General features: G+C 47.4%; 15 protein-coding genes. 1 reads left to right on the top strand and 14 read right to left on the bottom strand.

The genetic code is table 11. From position 1 onward, the window contains the following. Window positions 1-65 precede the first annotated feature (65 nt). The 10 genes from RB298_RS04485 to RB298_RS04440 all read right to left on the bottom strand — a co-directional run bounded on the left by RB298_RS04485 (window position 66) and on the right by RB298_RS04440 (window position 12,115). Entirely contained in the window at window positions 66-461 is a 396-nt protein-coding gene (locus RB298_RS04485) for a MerR family transcriptional regulator (RefSeq protein ID WP_217993022.1), read from the bottom strand. A gap of 56 nt (window positions 462-517) precedes the next feature. Beyond that, the gene (locus RB298_RS04480) at window positions 518-1,498 is read right to left on the bottom strand and encodes an aldo/keto reductase (protein WP_213579831.1); all 981 of its coding nucleotides are present in this window, start codon (window positions 1,496-1,498) and stop codon (window positions 518-520) included. A 521-nt stretch (window positions 1,499-2,019) separates the two neighbouring features. Beyond that, complete coding sequence (locus RB298_RS04475; protein ID WP_486045995.1) at window positions 2,020-3,327, bottom strand: MFS transporter; 1,308 nt, start codon at window positions 3,325-3,327, stop codon at window positions 2,020-2,022. A gap of 138 nt (window positions 3,328-3,465) precedes the next feature. Continuing rightward, window positions 3,466-4,143 carry an ArsR/SmtB family transcription factor gene (locus RB298_RS04470; RefSeq protein ID WP_486045993.1) on the bottom strand — a complete coding sequence of 226 codons (678 nt, stop codon included), beginning with the start codon at window positions 4,141-4,143 and terminating at the stop codon, window positions 3,466-3,468. Between the two features lie 197 nt (window positions 4,144-4,340). Beyond that, a complete protein-coding gene (locus tag RB298_RS04465) occupies window positions 4,341-4,934 on the bottom strand; it encodes a YdeI/OmpD-associated family protein (protein ID WP_096774025.1) in 594 nt (197 codons plus the stop codon). A gap of 78 nt (window positions 4,935-5,012) precedes the next feature. Then, window positions 5,013-6,125 carry a hypothetical protein gene (locus tag RB298_RS04460; protein ID WP_486045991.1) on the bottom strand — a complete coding sequence of 371 codons (1,113 nt, stop codon included), beginning with the start codon at window positions 6,123-6,125 and terminating at the stop codon, window positions 5,013-5,015. A 322-nt stretch (window positions 6,126-6,447) separates the two neighbouring features. Further along, window positions 6,448-8,862, bottom strand: a complete 2,415-nt coding sequence (gene helD, locus RB298_RS04455; RefSeq protein WP_486045989.1) for an RNA polymerase recycling motor HelD — start codon at window positions 8,860-8,862, stop codon at window positions 6,448-6,450. Window positions 8,863-9,312: 450 nt separating this feature from the next. Continuing rightward, window positions 9,313-10,098 carry a squalene/phytoene synthase family protein gene (locus RB298_RS04450; RefSeq protein ID WP_375120574.1) on the bottom strand — a complete coding sequence of 262 codons (786 nt, stop codon included), beginning with the start codon at window positions 10,096-10,098 and terminating at the stop codon, window positions 9,313-9,315. A 232-nt stretch (window positions 10,099-10,330) separates the two neighbouring features. Then, the gene (locus RB298_RS04445; protein WP_096774029.1) at window positions 10,331-10,693 is read right to left on the bottom strand and encodes a DUF4181 domain-containing protein; all 363 of its coding nucleotides are present in this window, start codon (window positions 10,691-10,693) and stop codon (window positions 10,331-10,333) included. 171 nt (window positions 10,694-10,864) lie between these two features. Next, window positions 10,865-12,115, bottom strand: a complete 1,251-nt coding sequence (locus RB298_RS04440; protein WP_096774030.1) for an MFS transporter — start codon at window positions 12,113-12,115, stop codon at window positions 10,865-10,867. Between the two features lie 375 nt (window positions 12,116-12,490). Between RB298_RS04440 and RB298_RS04435 the strand changes: the two genes are divergently transcribed. Further along, window positions 12,491-13,375 carry an aminoglycoside phosphotransferase family protein gene (locus RB298_RS04435; RefSeq protein WP_375120036.1) on the top strand — a complete coding sequence of 295 codons (885 nt, stop codon included), beginning with the start codon at window positions 12,491-12,493 and terminating at the stop codon, window positions 13,373-13,375. Here the strand turns inward: RB298_RS04435 and RB298_RS04430 are convergent. From RB298_RS04430 to RB298_RS04415, 4 genes are all read right to left on the bottom strand, one after another. Then, window positions 13,370-14,251 carry an ADP-ribosylglycohydrolase family protein gene (locus RB298_RS04430; protein WP_486045986.1) on the bottom strand — a complete coding sequence of 294 codons (882 nt, stop codon included), beginning with the start codon at window positions 14,249-14,251 and terminating at the stop codon, window positions 13,370-13,372. The two genes, RB298_RS04435 and RB298_RS04430, sit on opposite strands and share 6 nt — an antisense overlap. A 169-nt stretch (window positions 14,252-14,420) precedes the next feature. Further along, on the bottom strand, window positions 14,421-14,837 hold the full coding sequence (locus RB298_RS04425) for a VOC family protein (RefSeq protein ID WP_036660759.1): 417 nt from the start codon (window positions 14,835-14,837) through the stop codon (window positions 14,421-14,423). Between the two features lie 165 nt (window positions 14,838-15,002). Further along, a complete protein-coding gene (locus tag RB298_RS04420) occupies window positions 15,003-15,512 on the bottom strand; it encodes a GNAT family N-acetyltransferase (RefSeq protein WP_375120038.1) in 510 nt (169 codons plus the stop codon). Between the two features lie 129 nt (window positions 15,513-15,641). After that, window positions 15,642-16,535, bottom strand: a complete 894-nt coding sequence (locus RB298_RS04415; RefSeq protein ID WP_375120039.1) for a class I SAM-dependent methyltransferase — start codon at window positions 16,533-16,535, stop codon at window positions 15,642-15,644. Window positions 16,536-16,735 lie beyond the last annotated feature (200 nt).

Raw genomic sequence — 16,735 nt, 5'->3', positions numbered from 1 at the left:
CGATCATTCGTTTATAATCAAGAAACCGGGCCGGGAACTCCTCCCGAAACCCGGTTTTTGATAAGTTAGTCTGCCTGCTTCCTTAGTGCATTTTCTTTTTTCATGATGGTATGTTCATATCTTGCGATTTTATCGTTCAAGCGTTCCAGTGTGTTCGTCATTTCTTCGATTTTGTCCCCCAGTCGATTGCGCTGTTCAATCAACAATCCCTTTCGTGTTTCAAGCGTGTCGTCGCCTTGTTGAAAAAGCGAAACATACTCGATCAGTACTTCGACCGGAAGCCCCGCGCTTTGACGCATGCATTTAACAAAATCAACCCATTTGATGTCTTCCTCCGAATAATCCCTGATACCATTTTTGTTCCGGTTTACTGGCGGAATCAACCCAATTCGCTCATAATAGCGCAGGGTATCCTGGGAAAGCCCGAACCTTTCGCTGATTTCTTTAATCGTCACCGTCATGTCTTGATTCACCTTCTCTGTTCAATACCGTTTCCTGAATAAGTCAGTTGTTAAAGCTATAAGGCGCCCACAACCCGGTGAGGTATGTACGGCTCTTCCAGGGAGGCCATCTCCTCCGGCGTGAGTTTGACCGTAAGCGCGGCTGCGGCATCCTCCAGGTGAGATATTTTGGTCGCGCCGACAATGGGCGCCGTGATCGGTTCTTTCTGCAGCAGCCAGGCGAGCGCAATTTGAACGCGCGGAATGCCCCGCTCATTCGCAATGCCTGCAAGCCGTTCCACAATGATCCGATCGGCATCCGCCGTGGCATCATACTTGGATTTCTGAACCATGTCCGTTTCGGAACGCTGCGTCGTCTCCGACCAGTCTCGCGTCAATCTTCCCGATGCTAGTGGGCTGTAGGGGATCACGCCGATTTTTTCGGATTGGCACAACGGCAGCATTTCGCGCTCTTCTTCGCGGTAAATGAGGTTGTAATGGTTCTGCATCGAAACGAACCGGGTCCAGCCATTCTTTTCAGCGGTATGCTGGGCCTTGAGAAACTGCCATGCATACATGGCTGAAGCTCCGATGTAGCGAACCTTTCCGGCTTTCACCACATCATGAAGGGCCTCCATCGTTTCTTCGATAGGCGTATCATAATCCCATCGATGAATCTGGTACAGATCGACATAATCGGTACCCAGCCGTTTGAGGCTCTTGTCGATTTCGCTCATGATTGCCTTCCGGGACAGCCCCATCCCATTAGGGCCCTCGTGCATACGGAAATGAACCTTTGTCGCCAGGACGATTTCGTCGCGATTCGCATATTCTTTCAAGGCGCGGCCGACAATTTCCTCGCTTGTACCGTCCGAGTAGACATTCGCCGTATCAAAGAAATTGATGCCAAGCTCCAATGCCTTTTTAATAATAGGACGGCTGCTCTCTTCATTTAACACCCATTGATGCACCCAGCGCTCTGCTACGCCAAATCCCATGCACCCAAGACAGATGCGGGAAACATCGAGACCGGTGTTCCCTAGTTTCGCATACTCCATCATAATCCCTCCTTAGACTTAAGTTTATCACTTGGAGTTAACTCCAGGTCAATACGCAATAAACACTCATGATGTTCCGTTTGACGCCAACCTGCAAAAACAAAAACTCCGCGTTCATCACGGAGTTTTTGCTGCAGGATTGTGTATTGCCAACGTATGAATCGCTTTGAACCGTGGATAACGAAACGAGGACCGGACCGGCAAAGTCCGAAGCTTCCTCGCCTTAATCGTTAATCCCTTTATCGCTTGAGGCTTGAAGGTATAGCTCGGCGGAGCCCAGCGGATGCTCGACGAGTTCTCCACATAAATCGGAAACTTCGCCGGACGCCTCCAGTTCTTTCTTTCCTGCCGACTCAAGCTGCGTCAGGTCATAATTGGCAGGCAGTGCTTCAATGGTGACCTCGTATTCCGGATTGTCGCTTAGAAACAGGCGTCCTTCGGCAGCGTCAAAATTGAACTTTTCAAATACGTATAAGGAAAAGCCATCGCCTCCGACTCTACATGGTAGAGTCGGGTTCGCGTTAGAAAGAGATGGATTTTTCGTTTTTATTCCGACCTTGCCATAGCATAACCGGGATCAGCAGCAGGGCGAGTATGCTCCCGGCAAAGGAAAGTTCGGCATAACTGGAATGAGCAACCACCATACCTGAAAGGGCCCCACCTGATGCCCCCGCGAGGGCAATCAATACGTCAACAGACCCTTGCACTTTCGCGCGGTTTGTTGAGGTTGTTGCATCTACGATCAATGCCGTTCCGCTGATCAAGCCAAAATTCCATCCCAACCCTAGAAGAGATAGGGCGACAATCAATACGGTCATGGAATCAGCCGGTGCCATGGCGGCAATGACCCCTGCAAGCAAAAGCGTAACTCCAGAAGCCATTGCCATTGCCTTACGTCCGATTTTATCGACCAGGATACCGGTTATCAGGGATGGAAGATACATCGATCCGATATGAAAACCAATGACAAGCCCCACTTCGCTTAGTCCATGACCATGATGTCTCATATGTACGGGCGTCATGGTCATAATAGCTACCATTATAATTTGCGTTAAGATCATAACCACAGCGCCGATTGCGATTCCACGCTTTCCTGATCCTGCAGTATCCATTTCTTTTGCAGAACCGGCATGCTCATCCGAATTTCCCTGCATGGCTATAGCATTCGCTACCAGCAAAGGATCGGGGCGTAGAAAAATTAGCAAAACGATGCCTGCGAGAATATATGCCGCAGCTGCCAATAAAAAGGGTCCGGCCAAACTCGGTATCCCCACCGACAGCGCGAAATCGCCAGTGACGTTGACTAAATTCGGGCCTGCTACTGCACCAAAGGTAGTGAATACCATGGCCGTACTGGCTGCGGTTGCTCGTTGCTTAGAGTTGGCCAGGTCCGTCCCGGCATAGCGTGCCTGCAAATTCGTTGCGGTGCCTGCACCATATATCAATAGTGAGAGTAAGAGCAGAGTCAGGCTATTCAACACGGCTGCTAACACGACTCCAATCGCTCCTATGCCTCCCGCCAGAAAACCGAGTCCCAATCCCAAACTGCGTCCATATCGCTGGGAAAGACGGCCAACCAGCAAGGCCGCACCTGCTGAGCCTAACGTAAACAGTGCCGTTGGTATACCCGTAAAGTTGTCGGTTCCCAGCATATCCTGAGCCAAAAGCGCCCCTACGGTAATGCCTGCCGCAAGACCAGCGCCCCCGAAAATTTGTGAAACAACAACGATGTTTAGTGTCCGCCGGTACAATTTACGTTGTTTTTCGGGTGAATCCACATAGCCTTGCAGCGAAGCCGGCAGCTTCGTCATGCCTTTTTTCGAATACATTCAAATGACATCCTTCCGTAGGAATACGATAGTTGCCCGTCTGATTACCTTGAATCGCGGCCGCTTCCACAGACCTTAAGCTCTCGTCGTCGTATACCTTCATGATTGGGTGAATTGATAAATTGAAGGAAACTTGTTTCACGAAATGGCCTGCTCTTCGCTGTTTCGCTTATTCGCAAATGCTTCCCAGTCCTGAACCCTCTTGCTTAAGCGAGCCGCATCGATTCCTTTGGACTTTAGCATCTCGATGGCTTGGATAGACATTAAACAGTGAGGACCCCGGCAATAGGCTACGACTTTGGCCTTCGCTGGCAACGCATGTAGCTGTTCGGCCAGCTCTTCTATAGGTATCGAGATAGCGCCAGGAATATGAGCAGCTTCATATTCGTCCTTTGGACGAACATCGATCAGCGTTACTTCCCCTGCTTCCATGCGGCTCATGAGTTCTTCAAACGATACTTCTTCTATTTCCGATAGCTGACCCAGGAATTCATTTTTAATATGCTGGACTTCAATAAGTTGTTTTTCAGATAAACCATACAGAGAATCTAAAAAGTGCAAGACTGCGGGATCGGCGATTTCATAAATAACGAAATTCCCTCGTTTCTTATAATCGACTAGCTTGGCATGATGGAGGGTCTGCAAGTGTTGAGAGACATTCGCTATAGACATGGATGTGATTTTCGATATATTTTCTACGGATTTTGGTCCTTGTGTCAAAACATCCAGAATTTCTAAACGTTTTGGGCTGGAGAGGCATTTTCCAATTCGTGTAAATTCCTTGTACAATTCGTCTTTAAGCTCTCTTTCGTTCATCGATTCACCCCCTGAAATAAACTATTCAATTGATATATTGAATAGTTTAAGTGGCATTCTGGTTTGCGTCAATATTCTTTTGGCAAAGAAAACAGGCTGCCGGTTGAATGAACCAGCAGCCTGTTGCCTTGTCGTGTATTCTTGTCTGGAAGAACTCCGCGCTAGCGCAGCGTGTAATCCCCAATATGTAAAAACAACTAATCGTTTAATCCCTTTCCATTCAGGATATGCGGGATATATTTTTCAACCCTGGACTCTCGTGTTTTGGCTTGCTTAGGTGCGGAGAAATGCAGAATGTACGCTCTTTGCCGACCTGGCGTCAATGCTTCAAAAGCCTCTTTTAGGTTAGGCGCTTCCTCGAACTTATTTTCCAGCTCTACAGGTATGGTGTAATCCGTATTCTTTTTAAAATTTACTTGCAGACCGGCTTTCTCCACTTCAATGGCTTCCGTAATATAGGCTCTCACGATCAGTTGCATTTCATCTATATCTTGAGCATTGGTAAACCGAATCTGGCGTGCGGCCTGAACGTTCTCCGTTTGCTGGATCAGGATCCCATGGGGATCTTTTAACAATGCGCCTTTGTGAAACAGAAGCGCACAGTAATCCTTAAAACCGTGGATCAACACGATATTTTTACCGTCGAACGTGTAACAAGGATGCATCCACTTAAAATCCTCGGTCAGCCCGCAGTCCAGCGCAATTTCTCTCAATAGCCCGAACTCTTCCTTCCACTTTTTAAGCTTATTAAAATACGGATCAATCTTTGTATTCCTTTCACCTTTTGTCATCAAGGTGCCTCCTCTGCTTTTGGTGGTTCTGGCTTGCTCGTTTGCGGTTCGATATATCTGATCAGTACAATACGGATTCTAATGTACTGGCACAAGCCCCTTTGATCTAAGTAACTCTAATTTCACTAGAGGTATACTTTTTTCAAGTTCGCCATTTGTTACATCCAAGCCCTCACGGTCGACAAACACAATAAAGTCTTCAGTAAGTATGGAGTTGTCGGACCAATTCGTTTCATTTAATGAATAGGCCACTTCCTGCCACAACTTCATACCTTCCTCCCACCAATCATCTGTATTATGCCAAAACATAATAAGATTTCTAAGTTTCTGAATTAGTTCTTGATCTGTAAGTTCTTGTTGGTACTTCCCAGGGTGCTCTCCCGAATTCCAGATGGTCCCATAGTCCTTTTTGTTATCCACTTGCTCATCTCGTATATTTTGCAAGCCAGGTTGGAAAATCGGCGAGTATACCGTGTGAGCTTCATCATGTAGAAAGATGGCAAGAAAACAACAGCTTCTTCTATCTACTAATACTCGGGACACATTACCAATTATCTCTCTTAAAGCTGCTATTAGTCCTTTTTTAACTTCCTCTCGGAGAAGCGCCACGTCTTCAGCCAACATCATCACATAAATTACACCTTTTGTGCCATCTAATACTCGACTGAGAATGCCTTTCTCATCATACTCAAAATAGGTTCGGACCAAGTGATCAAAATAACCTGAATTACTTTCGTATTGAGGCTGATATACTTGGATCAACCGTTCACCCTCATATATGTAATCCTCGTACTGTAATTTATCATTCCGAGCAGAATATTCTATGCATCGCTTGATGAAACCATCGTATATCAAATATTCCTTTATAGAGTCCAATACTCCACGGACATATAATCTAGTGATGATTCGATTGTCTTCGTAGACGGTATAAGCGTATCCATCAATTAATTCATCACAAGCCGAAATGCGAAGTCTATCATGATTATCGAATTCATAATAAGTGTCCGTCTCCTCTTCAGTAATTTCCCCTGGAACCGTACTTTGTCGCCCATACCAATACGGAGAAATATCATAACGTTTGCTTATGGTGTATTCTCTCCTACAAATTGAAGACTCAGCCTCTTCTTTATAAAATTTATAATTATCTTGCGCTTCCTTACTTAATTTCAAATAGTATTCTTTATCAACCATTTTGGGCTCCTCTTTACATTATGATTGACAAGCAATTCGACACAAAGCTAAATTTCACCTTTTTTGTCCTCTTGCCCTACAGTGATTATTCACAATCTTTTTTTGCTTGATTGTCATAACAAAAAAATAACCTTGGCCGACTTAAAGGCCAAGGTTATTGACATACGAGCAATTCGGAGACGATTCACGACGAGCGGAGGCTGCATCGTCCCTTCGGCTCCGATCGGTTTGGTTTTGCGTAAAGGGCTTGCGTTGCTCCCTTACCTACTTCTACTGCTCTCATCGTATTCTAGATGGACAAATAGCCTGGTTAAAGAGCAAATTATGTTGTTTTCTCATACAAATGCTCAGGCACTGCTTGCACGAACGGAGACCACTCGCCAGTCGCGTAAAGATACAGCCGGTGCATGGCCCGCGTACAGGCCGTATAAAGAAGCTTGCGTTCGTTTTCCCTGCCGTAGGCTTCTGACGAAGCATCATAGACCAAGACCGCATCGAACTCGATGCCCTTTGCGAGATATACGGGGACAACCATCACCCCGTTTTGATAGGTGACGGTCTCCTTCGTAATGAGCTGCAAGGCTTCGCATCCTTGCAACTGTAATGATTCCAATGCTTGGCGGCTTTCGGCCGCAGTCTTCGTAATGATGGCAATAGAGTCGATTCCGTCGGCTTTAAGTGCCGCGATGTCTTTCAACAACTGCGCATCACGTCTCTCTCTGCCTTCAAACCTAGCAAGAACAGGCTTCGGTCCGCTCCTTTCAAATGGTACGATGTCCGACTCATCGGTAAGCAGTTCTTTCGTGAATTCCACGATCTCCCGTGTAGAACGATAACTGCGCACTAGACGAATCAAGCTTGTATCGCCTTCACCATAAAGCCGAAGCAGAGGCGAATCGTCCCCTTGCAGCTTTGTGGACTGCATGAAGATCGCCTGCCCGAAATCGCCGAGTACTGTCATGCGGGCACGAGGGAATAGTTTCTTGAGATACTCGTATTGAAACGGCGAGTAATCCTGTCCCTCATCGACGAAGACATGCCGAATCTCTGTGTTCGTCCGAACGCCTTCGATCAATTCTTTTAAATACAAATAAGGAGTCGCATCCTCATAGAATAATTCGAGCCGATCCAGCTTTTCTTTGGTTTGCTTGCAGATTTCAGGCCACATAGCAGGGACATCGGATTCCTTCGTTTTTTCCCGATATGCAGCTACATCGCCGAATAATTGGACGTATAAGCCGTGGGCATCGATAAACGATAATTTCCTCACGGTTTGCCTCAGCGGTTTGAAGCTCTTCTTCACGATCCGCTGGCTGAGCAATTCCTCTTCCCGTCCGGCGAAATCAAAGTCGCCTTCATCTCCCCGGCGTTTATTGCTTTTTATCTCGTTCACTACGGCGTAATGCTCGGCAATGTCAAAGACTTCCCGATCCTTGTGCAGCTCGCCGAACACTTCCGCATAGAGTTCCGTATCGAGGTAACTCAGCTCCTCGACTACCCAGGACGCCTTAAGCTCCTTGCGTTCCAGTAGCGATAGCTCCTTCAGCAGCCATTTCTGTAGCTGCTCGACCCGATTGGCCAAGCTCAAGGAAGGGTCGTAGCTGTAAAATTGGGTCCTCATTTGCTCCGCCGTAATCAGATCACGCTCCCGGAATCGAATGCCTTTGAATAGCATCCCTTCCCGGCCCAGCCACTGCGCATAATTCTGCAAGGCTTTCATGAAAGACTCCGATGCCTTGTATTGAATTCCCTGCAGACGTGTCTCGTAATTCGGGGTTGATTGTGCGGTCAGCACATATTCGATCTGATCAAAGGGATCCTCCAGTCGCAAGGATGGACCCAGCCAGTATTCGAGATATTCCTGCAGCGTCGTCTGCTGCATGTTCTCCTCGCCGAGCTCGGGAAGAACAGAGGATACATAGCTGTTAAAAATCGGATTGGGCGAGAAAAGAACAATCTGGTCAGCCTTCAGCGAATCGCGGTTTTTGTACAGCAAGTACGCCACACGCTGCAAGGCCGCAGAGGTCTTCCCGCTGCCGGCCGCGCCTTGTACGATCAGAAGCCGGCTGCGATCGTTTCGGATGATGGCGTTTTGCTCCCGCTGAATAGTGGATACGATGCTTTTCATCTGTGAATCTGCGCCCTTGGCTAGCATTTGCTGGAGCAGCTCGTCGCCGATCGTCAGGTTCGCATCAAACATATTTCGAATTTGACCGTTGTGAATCTGATACTGACGTTTCAGCTCCATCCTTCCCGAAATCTGCCCCATCGGCGTGATGTATGAGGCCTCGCCTGGGGAGTGGTCGTAGTAAAGACTTGCGATGGGAGTACGCCAATCATACACCAGAAAGTTCATTCCATCTTCATCGATGAAGGATGATACGCCGATATAAATCTGCTCGCTCAGGTTCATGCCGTCTTCCAGAAAATCGACGCGCCCGAAATAGGGAGAAGGCAGCAACTGATTGAAGTTCTTCCATTGCTGGGTCAGAAGCCGCTGCCGGCGTTCCCGTTCGGATAATATCGCGGCCTGTTGTTTGATCGTATAGAATGTTTCTTCGAATTCTTCATCCGTGCTTGTATTGACCGTTACTTCTTCCCAGAATCGTCTGCGAATCTCAGCAGCCTGGTCGCTTAGCCCGGTAACCACAGGTTCCAACTCGCCAATCCTTGCTTTCAGCTTTTCCCTGACCTGTTCCAGCCGTTCTTGTTCTGTCTGCCATTCATTTGCTTCCATGATGTTCTGACACACTCCTTTTACCATTTTATGGGGATAAAAAAGAGCATTGACAAATCAGAGGTCACTGGTGTACAATCAAATTAGGAATAGTAATGATAATGCCAGTTAACTTGATTTTTTTCAATTGCGCTATTGATTATAACATAGCGTCTTTTTCATGTTCAATTATTTTTTATTGTCGCTTGGCTTTTCGGCCAAGCTTTTTTTATTTCTGCATAAACCGAACTTCTCCGCTCTCCCTCATGATTCCTTGTCCCTTCGCGTATCCACTTCTCACCTACGATCCATCCGTCCGTTTCATCAAGGGAATTTAATAGTACTTAACAAAAAAGCAGCCGATTACGCGTCGGCTGCCTTCTCAATATGGATCTATCGGATTTCTTGCTGTTCATTCACTTGCCTGTGAATAAGTTATTATCATACCCGGTATACATATGAACAATGCGATTAGCCGGTTACGCGATTCACGATTTTCAGTACGGCATCCCTCGTTAATTTGCTTCCGCCAGCAGATATGAGATTTACTGTGGCATGGGCTAAAGTTAATGGAATTTTGCAAAATTTCAATGCCGGACCATCCTTCAAATCGGCAATATATGAATCGGCAATTTGTAAATTGCGGCGTGTGTATTGCTGCATCTCCTTAAATCCCCAACCATCCGGATAGAAGTCGACGCCGCGATGAAGATCCTCTTCTCTATTGCGAAGGATATTTACCGCTTGCAGTCCTCTTCCGAAGGCAATTGCTTTGGTTGAATCAGACTGCGTCCCGTCATGCCAGAGCCAAAGCTCGGATAACATTTCTCCAACCATCCCAGCCACGCTATAAGTATATCTGTCCAAATCCTCTTCCGTGTGGATATTCCACCCGCTTTGAACCCACTGCGCCATATGTAACGACATCTTCGCGATGTAACGATATACGATCGGGGCGCCGGATGACGGACAAAGAAGCGCCCAGTCATCGATCTGCATCGTAACGTCCGGTAATATTTCTTGGTAAGGTGAGAGCAAATGTTGTGTGCGGGTTACCATCATATCCTCGGATTTGAATATATCATGAATGCCCAGCAGCAGTTTCACTTTCAATTCGTCCGTGAGTTCTTTATGGTCCTCGATTTCGTCAATTGCCCTCATGCATAGATAGGCAGATGTAACAGCCTCCTTTAATCCCAGTTCCAAATAACTGATGGGTATATAAAAAGTCCGGCTCGTCTTCTTTAACATGATCATCGCTTCATTCAGGGTAACGTTACTAATGAGTATTCCCTCCAAGTATCAGGCTCAACTTTATATTAATTATTACTATGATAACATACATAGATATGGTTAAAGCAAATTTGCTGACGTCCATCGTTAAAACAAAAAAAGCCGCGATTTCCACGGCTTTCTATGCATGTATAATCTTATCCTATTTAAACACGGCGAACTTAGCAGCTTAGCGGATTCCGTTCTTCTTGTCTTGTTATGCAAATAGCTCCAGGCCAAGAAAGAGCAGCAAACCGCTAACACTCGCATAAGCACTGAGGAAATGTTGTTTGGTATCCTTCATATAGCGTCTTTCTACAACGGAACGGAACGCATGCAGAATAGCAACAACAAGAATAATATCCTGATGAGCCCACACTCTCCATTCCAATACATATCTCATAACGAAAATGGCAATGAGGGCAGCGACTACAAGGACGAGCTCTCCAATTAAATGAAATCGATTGATATGCTTATACAGCAGTCCGTCTGACGTGGAGGATACCTTCAGCTTTTTTTTGATCCAAACATACCCGCAAATGAAGATGATTACATACAACATGATTGTCATGAGGAACATTCTTGAGGTCCCCCTTTCAAAAAGTAGCAGTCATTATCAGCTTAACATCTTCATGATAGGTTTTCCACAATTACATGATTATGGAATAAGTTTGATTGTATTGCTGAACACCAGATGTCAAAAAAACCGGCCATGATCCTGGCCGGTTCTTCCGCATGAAAATGTTAAAGCTTAGGTTTGTTGTGCAAGATGTCCGTGATCCGGCGCTTTTTGATTCATGATCGGCACCATGACCAGTGAGCCAAGAAGGAATAATAGTCCTGCCCCGCTATAGATCGTGCTCAGTGAGAAGGCATCCTTTAACGCACCGGCGAAAGACATCGAAATGACCATCATGCCAACGAACATCGGATTCAAAACCCCATTTACCCGTCCGACGATGGAGGCATTGGACCATTTCAGAATCATCGTGCTGATCCCGATATGAATGCAAGGGAACACGAGTCCATTGAGAAATTGAACGGTCAGTGTCAGCGGAATGCTCGTCGAGTACCCGACAATTGTCGTGCAGACAGCGCCAGACAGCATGCCTATGGCAAGAAGTAATTGCGGCGGTACCCTCTTCGCAAAGACGGCTACGATCCCGCCGCCGATCAGCATGGCTGCGCCATTCACCATCAGCAGATATTGCAGGAACTCCTCGCTCCTGCCCAACCGCTCGGTTACGATAAACAGGTTGAGGGCTTGAGCTACGCCAACCGCGAGTCCCGCGAGAATAAACGCGAGTCCAAGCATTCGCAGCACCTGGCTTTGCCACACATAGCGGAAGCCCTCAACGAAATCTCTGCGGAACTGGCCTTTAGCGGCGATGGTCTGCGGCTTCATATTATCCTCCGGCAGACGAACAAGGACGAGTGCGGACAGCAGAAATACCGCGCCCATGATCGCAATCGATGTTTCAAGGCCGAACGTGCTGTAAACGAAGGTGCCAAGCATAGGGCCGAGCACCATGAAGATGGCCATCAGCGATTGGAATAAAGCCATCCCTTGCTGCAGTTGTTCTTCTGCCACATGATACTTAAACAAACGCATGCTTGACGGCTGCGAGAATTGTGAAAGGATAGCCGAGATAAACGCAACGAGGTAGACGGAATGCCAAGAACCGTAATGTATGGTCAGAAGGACAACGAATACCGATACCGCGGATAACAAGTCGCACCAGATCATTGTTCGCTTAGGCCGCCAACGGTCGGCAAATGTACCTCCGATGAACGAAAAAACAAAAATAGGAGCGAATTCTGCTACGCTGATTAACGAGATCGCATATGGATCATTATTCGTTCGATCCGCAACGTACAGGAGAATCGCAAAATTACGTACCCAGATCCCGATCTGCAGGAGCACGCTAGATAATAAAATCGTCTGCAGGAACCGATTGCGAAGCAGGCTTGGTGCTTGGGTGCTTTTATCGTGCCTAGTCAATCTTTTCTACCTCCAATTTGTCAATGAAAATGCATTTCTTGTGTAATGGAATGACTCTCCTTTCATGATCTAATTATACGGACCGCATCATCGTTCACCTCCTACTTAAGACTGAATTTTTACTTATGTAGTTCCGCTGAATTCCGTTCAATTCCAGCTTTTTTTTATATCCATTCTCTCCCTTGTACCCGTTCGGAATCGGGAATTATAATGATGGTACCACGACAGCTCGTTGAATAAACTCCGTAAGCTTGCTTGCATCGATCGGCAGCTTCGGTGAATGGATGCCAACGGAATCCAGAATCTGAAACGGTGTGTATTGAATAAACCAACTGCAGCTTTTATTAAAAATTCACCCCAGGAGGCGTTGAACGTATGATTGAAATTACCACCGAACTTGTACGCCGGTTAATCCATAGTCAATTCCCCCAATGGAAGGATTTAACCATCAACCCAGTGGAAAAAAGCGGACACGATAATCGCACCTATCGGCTGGGTAACGATATGACCGTTCGTCTGCCAAGTCACGAACGCTACGCTTCGGCTGTCGAGAAAGAGCTGACATGGCTCCCGGTCTTCAAACCCCATTTGTCCTTGCCCATTCCGGCTCCGGTTGCAAAAGGAGAGCCAACGGAAGAGTATCCTCTTCCATGGTCGATCAATCGTTGGATTGAAGGCGAAACCGTAACGCATGCCAACATTCGGGATGTTAACGAATTTGCCGAAGACCTCGCTGCATTTTTGAAGGAGCTGGAGGCGATCGACGCAAGCGGCGGCGTGCCGGCGGGCACCCAAAATTTTCATCGCGGAGGAAACCTTGCCGTCTACGACAATGAGACCAGATCCATCATCGAAACGCTTTCCGACGAATACGATCAAGCGCTTTTAACGGAAATTTGGGAACTCTCCCTTACGACAAAATATCAATCCGCACCGATGTGGCTGCACGGCGATGTGGCGGTAGGCAATCTGCTCGTAAAGGATGGACGGCTGTGCGGCGTTATCGACTTCGGGACGATGGGTGTCGGCGATCCTTCAAGCGACCTCGTGATGGCATGGAACTTTTTTGACGACGTCAGCCGCCGGATTTTCCTAAACCGCATGAATTTTGATGATAACACCGTTCATCGTGCACGAGGATGGGCCTTGTGGAAAGCACTCATCACCTTCGCTTGGAACGAGCATGGCTCGGAAGCCTCGGTTTGGGGGAAGCACGTGATGGATGTCATAATCCGAGACTATAAAAACCACGGTTTATGATGATGCTTTCAACGCATACAGCTGCGAAACCGTCCTGTCGAGCCGCTCTTTGATGAGGATCGCTTCCGCATATCGGGCTGGTATGCCTTCATACCCGTAGTAAATACCCGCCAGCCCGCCGGCGATGGCGCCGATCGTATCGGAATCATTCCCTAGATTGGCCGCCTTCTGTACGACTCCTGCAAAATCTGGCGTGTTGAGCAAAATATGCAGTACCCAGCGGAAGGTATGCACCACAAAACCGCTTGCCGGACAATCGGGCTCGGCTTCAATCAAGTGTTCGTATTCGCTTCCCGCCACCTCGGCCATGACGGCAGCCCTTAAGTTTTCACCCTGCAAAAGGCGCCGCGCGATTCGGTTGTACATGAGGCAGGCATCGGCGCACCTTGGATCGTAATGCGTCATCCTCGACTGCAGAATCGTCACTCGTTCCATGTCCGTCGGATCCTTATAGGCCAGAGCCGCCGGCAGGCAGCGCATGAGGGATCCATTCCCGCCGCTTTGCCCCATATCCATATGCGCAACAAAAGCCGCTTCGAGCCAATCCCCCTCGTAGGTTTGAAAAACATGACGGATGATATTCCCGATGTCTTTGGGACGCGATCGATACCATTCCATAAAGAAACGCCCGATCGCTTCCATCGGCTCTGCAGGATTCTCGATAATGCCTGCCGCGACGCAAAGCGTCATCATCGTATCGTCGGTCACTTCTCCCGGTTCCAGATTCCAGACCCCGCCGCCGATGATTTCCGTCAAATAACCGTACTGTGCTTCGATCTCCCGCGTACTCATAAACTCCGTCGTCCCGCCCAAAGCGTCGCCCACGGCCACCCCGTATAGTCCGCCCTTGATGCGATCGAAATATTTGTTGTCCATGCAAACACCTCACATTCTGTCCGTGTAAAACCACTCGCAGCATTATATCAAAGTTATAGAGGCGAATGTCTTCCCACACAAGCGATACTCTGTAAAAAGCAGTAAACCCAGCCTCGGTAACGGACTAGGTTTAGTACTTAAAGTCAGTTTCGCAGTTCATGAAAAGGCTTTAATCCTCAGTATAAATCTGGAAGGTCACGCCGAATTTATCGGTTACATCGCCAAAGCCTGGGCTAAAAGGCGCTTCCTCGAACGGCATATTCACTTGACCCTCTTGCTCCAAGGCTTCAAAAAATCGTTTGGATGTCTCCACGCTGTTCGTTGAAATGCAGATGGTGACCTGTTTGCCTTTCGGAATCGAGGTGCCGGTCGGTGCATCCGAGAACATGAGTTCAGCTTCGCCAATCCGCAGCTTCGCATGTGCGACAAGCTGATTTAATGCATCCGTGTATGTGTTCGGCATTTCCGGCATGTCTCCGTAAGTAATGATGGAAAGGACTTCGGCATCTAAAGCTTGTTCATAGAAGCGGATAGCTTCCCTTGCATTCCCTTCCATATTTAAATAAGGGGTAAGTTTGACTGTCATCCTCAATCAACTCCTTTTTTTCAATCATAGCAAAACAACCAAGAATGGATTTCTTATGGATTGCTATCTTGAAAATCAGGCTAGCCATCCCCTTTATAAAAGCAACCCAAGCGAATAGGCTTGGGTTGCATCGTTTTTTTCAGCATGGATATTAAGCCGTGCACTTTATGAAACCGAAATTTCCTTTTCCATAATATAATCGTCCATCACGAATCCATTCCCGATATCCGCGATTTGTTCCCTCACGGTCCGATAGCCTTTTTTCTCATATACGGCGATGCTGGATTCATTATGTCGATTGACAGTCAGCCAAATATGGCTCAAGCTTCGGTCTTTACACAGCTCTTCCAGGAACACCATCGCTTGACTGGCATAGCCGCGTCCGCGGTGCTCCTTGCTAATGTAAAACTTGCTCAGGAAGAGCTTGTCCTCTTCTTGTCTGACCGACATATAACCGACGGTGGAGGAGTCAGCCGAATGGATCAAGTAATATTCGTAGTCCTGATGCCGGATCTGATCCGTAATCGCCGGGACAGCTTGATATTTGCCGATCATATATTCGATCTGCTCCATAGAAATGATGGATACGTAATATTCGCGCCAAATTTCTGCCGCCAGCCTGGCAACCTCTGCGATTTCTTCCACCGTTTTCACTTGTGTAAATTTCAGTTTCATGACATCTTCCCGCCTCTCCCGGATCGTTGGTTCACGCTCTACTAACATATCATCCGATCCCCGGCAGGTTCAATAACGGTTGGTTAAGCCGGGAAAGATTGTTATCGTAATACTCATCAGGATGATACCTTAAGTCCGTTCTCCCGAGTACATGCTTTCATCCTGCAATCGAACCAATACCTTGCCGTAACGCCCACTCTGCCGGATCGTGACGTTGCCGGACGGATAAGCTTGCTCTAAATAATCCGTTATCAATTTACGCTTCTGATCATCTGGGGCTTGACCATGACCGCGAAGCCAGTTCATGATTTCCTGCAGCGCAGCTTCGCTTGAGACTTCCGTCGTTTTCGTTTCCCGCGTTACAAGGGACTCGTAGGAATATCCTTTGAGGTATAGCAGGTGAAGCAAATACCCGAATTCCATATGTTTCGATCGGTAAGGCTGATCGGTGATGAGCGGCCAGATTTCATTCATCAGGCTGATCTCGGTGGAACCTGCGGGCATACTGATATAACAAAACTCCCGGGCGCATTGCAGTACCTTCTCTACGCTCTGCCAATCCACGATGACCGGGCACATCGAGAGAAAAACGAGATCGAACGCCTGGCTCCACCCTTTGGCCTGTACGTCAATATCTTCAAAACGTTCGGGAACGATCTTCACCTGATCCTGTGGAAAATTTGTTATATTCTCTTTCAGCAGATCGATCAAGGGCTGCGAAGACTCCACGGCCGTTACATCAGCCCCGCGCTCCGCAAACGGAACCGAAAACACGCCCGAAGCGGCCCCGATATCCAGAACGGAGGCATTATCGAATCGAACGCCTTGCCCTTCAAGCCAGTTCATGATGCGCGAAGTCCTTTTTCTCCCTTCTTCATTAAATGATTGCTCATTGAAAGTCCGGGCCTTATGATCAAATGCTCGGGCCGGTTCGATTCCGGCTTTTTTCATTTTGTTGATGACGCTGTCGCCATGTTCCTTCCAAGCTTGTTCCCATATGGCTTCATTAAAAAAATCGTTCAAGACATCCCTCTCGCTTTCCGTTATGGTTTATGGTGCATGGTATTACAATTTTGGATATTACATATCCATAATTGTCGCGCACGAAAAGTATATTACTTCCCGTTTCAGCATACTGACAAAAAGTTAATTACGGATCTAAGTTATCCATAATATATGATTCATTCCCCATTTGCAATGCCCTTTTTTGATTAATCTGCGGT

The organism is Priestia sp. BR_2 (assembly GCF_041954005.1).
In the GTDB taxonomy this organism is placed as follows: domain Bacteria; phylum Bacillota; class Bacilli; order Paenibacillales; family Paenibacillaceae; genus Paenibacillus_AQ; species Paenibacillus_AQ lautus_A.
This window is presented reverse-complemented; position numbering and strand designations above follow the sequence as displayed.

Excerpts from the sequence above, each read along its gene's own strand:
- RB298_RS04485 (WP_217993022.1), bottom strand. The coding sequence starts at position 461 with ATGACGGTGACGATTAAAGAAATCAGCGAAAGGTTCGGGCTTTCCCAG.
- RB298_RS04420 (WP_375120038.1), bottom strand. The coding sequence starts at position 15,512 with ATGAAACTGAAATTTACACAAGTGAAAACGGTGGAAGAAATCGCAGAG.
- RB298_RS04445 (WP_096774029.1), bottom strand. The coding sequence starts at position 10,693 with ATGTTCCTCATGACAATCATGTTGTATGTAATCATCTTCATTTGCGGG.
- RB298_RS04470 (WP_486045993.1), bottom strand. The coding sequence starts at position 4,143 with ATGAACGAAAGAGAGCTTAAAGACGAATTGTACAAGGAATTTACACGA.
- RB298_RS04435 (WP_375120036.1), top strand. The coding sequence starts at position 12,491 with ATGATTGAAATTACCACCGAACTTGTACGCCGGTTAATCCATAGTCAA.
- RB298_RS04450 (WP_375120574.1), bottom strand. The coding sequence starts at position 10,098 with ATGATCATGTTAAAGAAGACGAGCCGGACTTTTTATATACCCATCAGT.
- RB298_RS04460 (WP_486045991.1), bottom strand. The coding sequence starts at position 6,125 with ATGGTTGATAAAGAATACTATTTGAAATTAAGTAAGGAAGCGCAAGAT.
- helD (WP_486045989.1), bottom strand. The coding sequence starts at position 8,862 with ATGGAAGCAAATGAATGGCAGACAGAACAAGAACGGCTGGAACAGGTC.
- RB298_RS04465 (WP_096774025.1), bottom strand. The coding sequence starts at position 4,934 with ATGACAAAAGGTGAAAGGAATACAAAGATTGATCCGTATTTTAATAAG.
- RB298_RS04480 (WP_213579831.1), bottom strand. The coding sequence starts at position 1,498 with ATGGAGTATGCGAAACTAGGGAACACCGGTCTCGATGTTTCCCGCATC.
- RB298_RS04475 (WP_486045995.1), bottom strand. The coding sequence starts at position 3,327 with ATGTATTCGAAAAAAGGCATGACGAAGCTGCCGGCTTCGCTGCAAGGC.
- RB298_RS04425 (WP_036660759.1), bottom strand. The coding sequence starts at position 14,837 with ATGACAGTCAAACTTACCCCTTATTTAAATATGGAAGGGAATGCAAGG.
- RB298_RS04430 (WP_486045986.1), bottom strand. The coding sequence starts at position 14,251 with ATGGACAACAAATATTTCGATCGCATCAAGGGCGGACTATACGGGGTG.